The 6,461-nt window shown below is 44.9% G+C and carries 6 protein-coding genes; 3 read left to right on the top strand and 3 right to left on the bottom strand.

Features of this window, described 5'->3' with window-relative positions; all coding sequences use genetic code 11:
* Positions 1 to 388 precede the first annotated feature (388 nt).
* The 3 genes from VMW01_16610 to VMW01_16600 form a co-directional block, all read right to left on the bottom strand.
* A complete protein-coding gene (locus VMW01_16610; GenBank protein ID HUW07870.1) occupies positions 389 to 778 on the bottom strand; it encodes a DUF1987 domain-containing protein in 390 nt (129 codons plus the stop codon).
* A gap of 17 nt (positions 779 to 795) precedes the next feature.
* Positions 796 to 1,308, bottom strand: a complete 513-nt coding sequence (locus VMW01_16605; protein HUW07869.1) for a DUF1987 domain-containing protein — start codon at positions 1,306 to 1,308, stop codon at positions 796 to 798.
* A gap of 84 nt (positions 1,309 to 1,392) precedes the next feature.
* The gene (locus VMW01_16600; protein HUW07868.1) at positions 1,393 to 2,838 is read right to left on the bottom strand and encodes a polysaccharide biosynthesis C-terminal domain-containing protein; all 1,446 of its coding nucleotides are present in this window, start codon (positions 2,836 to 2,838) and stop codon (positions 1,393 to 1,395) included.
* Positions 2,839 to 2,924: 86 nt separating this feature from the next.
* Between VMW01_16600 and VMW01_16595 the strand changes: the two genes are divergently transcribed.
* The 3 genes from VMW01_16595 to VMW01_16585 all read left to right on the top strand — a co-directional run.
* The gene (locus VMW01_16595) at positions 2,925 to 4,064 is read left to right on the top strand and encodes a glycosyltransferase family 1 protein (GenBank protein HUW07867.1); all 1,140 of its coding nucleotides are present in this window, start codon (positions 2,925 to 2,927) and stop codon (positions 4,062 to 4,064) included.
* Entirely contained in the window at positions 4,064 to 4,663 is a 600-nt protein-coding gene (locus tag VMW01_16590; GenBank protein HUW07866.1) for a ribonuclease HII, read from the top strand. Before VMW01_16595 ends, VMW01_16590 begins: the two co-directional genes overlap by 1 nt.
* A 52-nt stretch (positions 4,664 to 4,715) precedes the next feature.
* A partial coding sequence (locus VMW01_16585) for a S46 family peptidase (GenBank protein ID HUW07865.1) occupies positions 4,716 to 6,461 on the top strand: 1,746 nt, incomplete at its 3' end.

The following is a 6,461-nucleotide window of genomic DNA, read 5'->3' as shown; positions in this document are numbered from 1 at the left end:
ACCCGCTTAAACCTTACCCAAAGAACCGGAGACAACAACCTGCCCCAGCGATGTAAGCCATATGGTTTCGGGATCGCGAGCGGAGTGCGGGTTGGCATGTGCGAGCGAGCAATTGAAATTGCTACATTTGAACAATGAATCACACCACACTGGAACCGAGCCGTCGAAGGAGGCGAACTCATGAGCGGAGCCAGTGATTGATTGAAATCGCTTTCAATTAATGTTGGATGGTTCCTTGCCTACACCTATAGCGGGATTCCGCCACTGCAACCATGGCACAGCATAAAGAATAGAATCCCACAAACAGAGATACTTCTCTGAAAAAAGGGGATTTCAAAATCCTTAAAGGTTTGGGGCGAAAAATGTTAATTGAAAATACAAAGAAAGCCTACCCGTCAATCTCCACCATCCGAAAGTCCACCTTCTGGTTGAGGATGGCCTTGTAGTCGTTGCCAGCGAAGTAGATATCCTCGTCATCCTCCTCGTAGTACCAAATAATGGTAACCTTGGAGAGATCGCTCATCGCCAACTTTTCCATGCGCTTCATGATGTCGAAAATCCGCTTCGAGGAGCTGGTGTTAAAGTACTCCAGCTTTAGCTCAAGAACCGTTTGAGGATTTGGGGTGCTCGAATATTCGTCAATCCAGCTGAGCACGGGTGTATAAAAGTCAAATACGTTTTCAGGAATTGATTTCCCGTTAATAAACAGTCGTCCAGTGGACGAGTTAAATGATATAGCCGGTGTAGTAATAGTCTCTGCTACCTCTAGGTTGTCCATTTTTGCACTAGTTAGTTCTAGTTGTCTTCCTTTTGTTCAATAACCTCATACTCCTCGCTGTGCCCATTTCGCACCACCGACTCCCAGTAACGGCCAGTAATGGTGTACTCCTCGCCTGTTTTCTTTCGCCGTATGGTTAACTTTCGAGCTCGCTCCCGAACGGTATCGATTTCTTTAAAGTTAAACTTAGTTCCGCAAAGGGCTTCCAGGTCTCTGCCCAACTGCAAAATAGACTCGTCGTCCTCCTCATAACTCCAGTTGACCTCCAATACCATACCTTTATCCTTCATCGATGCGAGCATTTGAAGAATCTCGTTGATGAATTTGCTGGAGCTGCTATTGATGTACTCCAGCCCAATTTCGACTAAGGTATGCTTTTCGGGCTGTTTAATATACTGAGCAGTCCACGCCAAAAGCGGATTCCAAAATCCTAAAATATCCTCCGTAATTGACCGTCCTTCTATAACGAGCATTCCTGGAGCAAAATGAATTAGGGGTGTATCGGTTGTTTTTTCGAGAAGAACTTCCATCACACTTCTATGTTGTTAAGTGATTTTATTCCACCTTAAAATTATATTTTCTATCGGAATAAAACAACTCGGAAAAGTATTTAACTATAGTTCCTCCTGCTTGAGGATTTTAAAAAGAACTGTAAAGTTAATTCTTTTAAGAATAATGGCTGCCGCAAAGCATACTACCAGAGAAATAATAAATCCAAACAGCAGTCGTGGAATTAATAGGTGAGTCACCACGGGGACCAGAATAGCAACTAGCAGGTATAAAAGTTGGAGCACACTTTCCTTCACTTCTATGCTGATTTTGAAAATAGAATAGCAAAGGTAAAGCTGCAGCCCTGCTGCAACAAGTTGTGTGGCTAAGCTTGCTATTGCAGCCCCAACGGGGCCAAGCGTAGGAATTAACAGGAGGTTAAGCAGAACATTTACTACTACCCCAAATAGTGAGATATAGTTAAGGTATCGCAAGTTCCCATTGCTGGTGAGCAGCGTTCCGTAAATATAGGTGGCACTTATGGCCACAAAGGAAATCATGAGCAACCCCAAAATTGAGGCCGATGCATCCACATGGCTATGGTATAGCAAGTCAATAGTTTCGTGGCGATACCAGAAGACAAAGGAGGCGAGCCCCACCACGGGTGTTATAAGCAAGTTGAATGAGAGCTTCATTAATGGAATCACATCCTCTTTTCGCGAAAGCATGGAAGAGAACATGGGCAGGAGCAAACCAGCAAAAAGGAGAGGAACCATGTTGGCGGCATCGAGAAGGCGGAAGGCCTGAGCATAAATACCCGCCTGCTGCTCACCATTGGGAAGCATGCGCTCCAGCATTACACTATCTATACGGTAGTAAAACACCATTAGGAGCGAAAAAAGGGCAAATGGATAGCTGCGCTTAAAGATGGAAAGCAGAAAGACTACGTCGAGCCTAGGCCTAAAGAATGTGACACGCCGATACACCAAGGCAAACGCTATTACTGCCGTTGTAGCATAGGAAATTGATTGTGCATATACAAACCACTCTATTCGAAATGAGATGCTTAAACTTTTGCTTGTGAGAAGAAAGCCGCAGAGAATAATCATTAATACCCTGTCGAGCACAGACATAACCGAGTCCGTTTTAAAGTATTGCAAGCCACTTAGGTTCGATCGGAGATAGAGTATGAGCGAGGCCAGCAGCTGGTTAAGGAGTAAAAAGGAGAGCATGTAAAGGTGCCGCGGCCCATAGCCAATAAGGTAACCTACCACCAAGCTCACCACAAAGTAGCCACCACCAAGAAAAAGTTTAAGCAGTGAAAGATTTGAGAAATACTTTGTAAGCAGCTGCGGATGCATAGATATCTCCCTGTTGTTGAAGTTGGTGATACCCAGATCGAGGAGTATGTTAAACAGGATGGAAAAGCTGAATAGGGAGAAGTAAAATCCATACTCCGAAGCCCCAACGGTGTTTTGCACCGTACGATCAATCCCCAGTATCCAGAATGGCTTTACCAAAAGATTCAGGAACAGGAGTAAAAGAAGGTTAGTGAGAAAAGTCTTCTTCACTTAGGTTAATTTCAGGTTTGGGACTTCAAATATAGTAAAGCGCGCTTGGAGAAAACCACTATCTTCGCTCAATATTGTTTTTTTTTATGAAAATTGCTGTCAACACAAGGCTCCTTTTGCCCAACAGGCTGGAAGGTATAGGTTGGTTTACCTATGAAACGCTGAAACGAATTGTTGGGAATCATCCAGAACACGAGTTCTTTTTCTTGTTCGACAGGCCATGTAGCAACGAATATATATTTACCAAAAATGTAACTCCGGTAGTTCTTCCGCCACAGTCGCGCCATCCTGTGCTATGGTATATATGGTTTGAATTCTCAGTCGCTCGTTTTTTGAGGAAAAACAATATTGATATTTTTATTTCTCCTGATGGTTACCTCTCCACGAGAACGAAGGTGCCCTCCATTGCAGTGATTCACGACATCAACTTTGCCCACCACCCCGAAGGGATGCCCATACTTACGGGCTGGTATTTTAACCACTTCTTTCCCCTATTTGCGAAAAAGGCAGCGCACATTGTCACCGTTTCAGAATACTCGAAATCGGACATCGCCTCAACCTATAACCTCCCCCTTGATAAAATATCAGTTGCTTACAATGGGGTAAATCCGTCGTACACCATCCTCACCCCGCAGGAGGTTGATGCTGAACGGGCATCATTAACCGAAGGCAAACCCTACTTCCTTTTTGTTGGCGCATTCAACCCACGGAAGAATGTTGCTCGGCTTATCAGGGCATTTGACCTTTTTCGACAAAAGCATGGTGAGCAGTATAAGCTGGTGCTGGTTGGTGAAAAAATGTTTAAAACGGCAGACATTCGTAGGGCATACTATGAAATGGAATATAAGGATGATGTGGTTTTTACAGGCAGGCTTAACATTGCTCGACTTCAGAAGGTAATGGGCGCTGCATTCTCCCTGGTTTTTGTACCCTACTTTGAAGGCTTTGGTATACCTCTCGTGGAGGCCATGCGCTGCGGGGTTCCCATTATTGCCTCAAACAGAACATCGATTCCCGAAGTTACCCAGAATGCAGCGCTGCTGGTAGACCCATTCTGTGTGGAGGAGATTGCCGCAGCCATGATCAGGCTATCGACAAACCCTCTACTTGCCAACGAGCTTGTAAGCAAGGGGCTGGAGCGAGTGAAATTGTTTTCATGGGACATAACGGCAGAACGCCTCTGGCACGCGACCTTGCAAGTGGCATCAGAAAATGGTATACTATAATGCTTAAGCCATACTATATCGAAAACCAATTGGAGGCTGGCTGCGATGAAGCCGGCAGAGGATGCCTTGCTGGACCAGTGGTGGCCGCCGCTGTTATTCTTCCCTACAATTTTAGCAATGAGGAGATAAACGATTCAAAGAAGCTGTCAGCTAAAAAGCGGAATCGCCTTCGCGCCATAATAGAGAGTGAGGCCGTAGCTTATAGCGTGTCTGTGGTAGATGCGCCCACCATCGATAGCATAAATATTCTAAATGCCTCCATTCTAGCTATGCATCAGGCGCTCGACGATCTTTCTGTGAGGCCTGAATTCATCTTAGTTGATGGCAACCGATTCAAAAAGTATAACCAGCTGCCCCACCTTTGCGTGGTAAAAGGCGATGGCATTTATGCAAGCATTGCCGCTGCCTCAATCCTAGCCAAAACTTACAGAGACGAGCTAATGGAGGCATTACACGTTGATTATCCAATATATGGATGGAGCAAAAATAAGGGCTACCCAACGCTAATCCACCGCCAAGCAATTCAGCAATACGGCATCTCATCGCTTCATCGAAAAAGTTTTTCCCTCACAAATCGACAGCTAAAATTTAACCTTTGACCATTAACGCAATCAAAGCACATTATAACCAAACTAAACCCAAATTCAAATCATGAAAAAACTACTGGCTATTTTTCTTGGAGCATTCCTGATATTTGGCACTCCAGCCATTGCCGACGAAGGAATGTGGCTGCTGCCCCTTATTCAGCAGCTCAACATTAAGCAGATGAAAAAGGAAGGCTTTAAGCTTTCAGCTGAGGACATCTACAGCATTAACAAAACAAGTCTTAAGGATGCTGTGATTATTTTTGGCCGTGGTTGCAGCGGCGAAATAATTTCGGACAAAGGTTTAATCCTCACCAACCACCACTGCGGTTACGAAGCCATTCAGGAACATAGCACCGTGGACAACGACTACTTGAAGGATGGTTTCTGGGCTCAAACCATGGCGGAAGAAATTCCAACCCCCGGACTAACTGTTACCTTCTTGGTGCGCATCGAGGATGTAACCAAGCAAATTCTCGACTCAGTAAAGATTGCCAAAACAGAAACTGAGCGCGATATGATTGCCTACAGGGCTGGCAAGGCCCTTGCCGACAAGGCAACTCAGGGCACACTTTACAATGCTCAGGTTAAGAACTTCTTTGGTGGTAACAATTACTACATGTTGGTTTACGAAACTTACAAGGACATTAGAATGGTGGGAGCACCTCCCTCTTCCATTGGTAAGTTTGGTGGAGAAACCGACAACTGGATGTGGCCACGCCACACCGGCGACTTTTCATTGTTTAGAGTTTATGCAGATAAAAATGGCAATCCTGCAGAATACTCAAAAGATAACGTGCCGTTGAAGCCGAAATACCACTTTCCCATCTCCATTAAAGGCGTTAAGAAAAACGACTTTGCCATGATTATGGGTTATCCTGGTTCTACCGAGCGCTACATGACTTCCTACGAAGTAAATGAAACGCTCAACCTTGTAAACCCAAATCGCATTTACGATAGAGGCATACGTCAAGATATTCTCTCTAAAGATATGCGGGCCAACGATACAATCCGTATCATGTACGCCTCCAAGTTTGCCATGTCGAGCAACTATTGGAAGAACTCCATTGGCATGAACAGGGGGTTGAAGCGCCTACATGTTTATGACACTAAAAAAGCAGAGGAAGAAAAATTCATGGCTTGGGTAAACCAGAGCCCTGATAGGGTAAAGGAGTATGGCGATGCACTTAACCTAATTAAATCGGCGGTAGAAGGCAGAAAAGAGATGCTCAACGCGCAGCAAAATCTTTACGAATGTTTTCTAATGGGAACTGAAATTCTAAACCCGGCCCGTATTTCTACAGCTTACCTTGGCCGCTATACCATGGCCAAAACCGATGAGGAGAAGGCAACTATTCAGAAAGAATGGAAAAAAGCACTTGAGGATTTCTACAAGGATTTTAGCACTCCACTCGACAAAAAGGTCGCACTCAGCCTTGTAAAAGTTTATAAGTCGAGAGTTGGCGCTAGCTACCTTCCCGAATTTTATGCCACCATCGACTCCCTGTATGGAGGTAACACCGATAGCTACATTGATAACCTCTATGCCACCTCCATTTTTGCGAGCAAAGCCAAAGCATTAGCCTTTGTGGAGAACCCAAGCAAGGAGGTTCTCAATAATGATCCTGTTGCAAAAATGGGCAATTCAATTATTGCAACCCTGAGAGCAGCATCGACGAGCATGGCCCCCTTCAAAGACGACTTTGAGAAAGGACATCGCCTATACATTGCGGGTATTCTAGCAATGGAACCACAAAAGGCACACTACCCCGACGCCAACTTCACAATGAGAATGTCTTACGGCCAGGTGCTC

The sequence above is a fragment of the Williamwhitmania sp. genome (genome assembly GCA_035529935.1).
Lineage (GTDB): Bacteria > Bacteroidota > Bacteroidia > Bacteroidales > Williamwhitmaniaceae > Williamwhitmania.
Note: the sequence above shows the minus strand (reverse complement) of the source record. Positions and strands in the feature narration are given on the sequence as shown.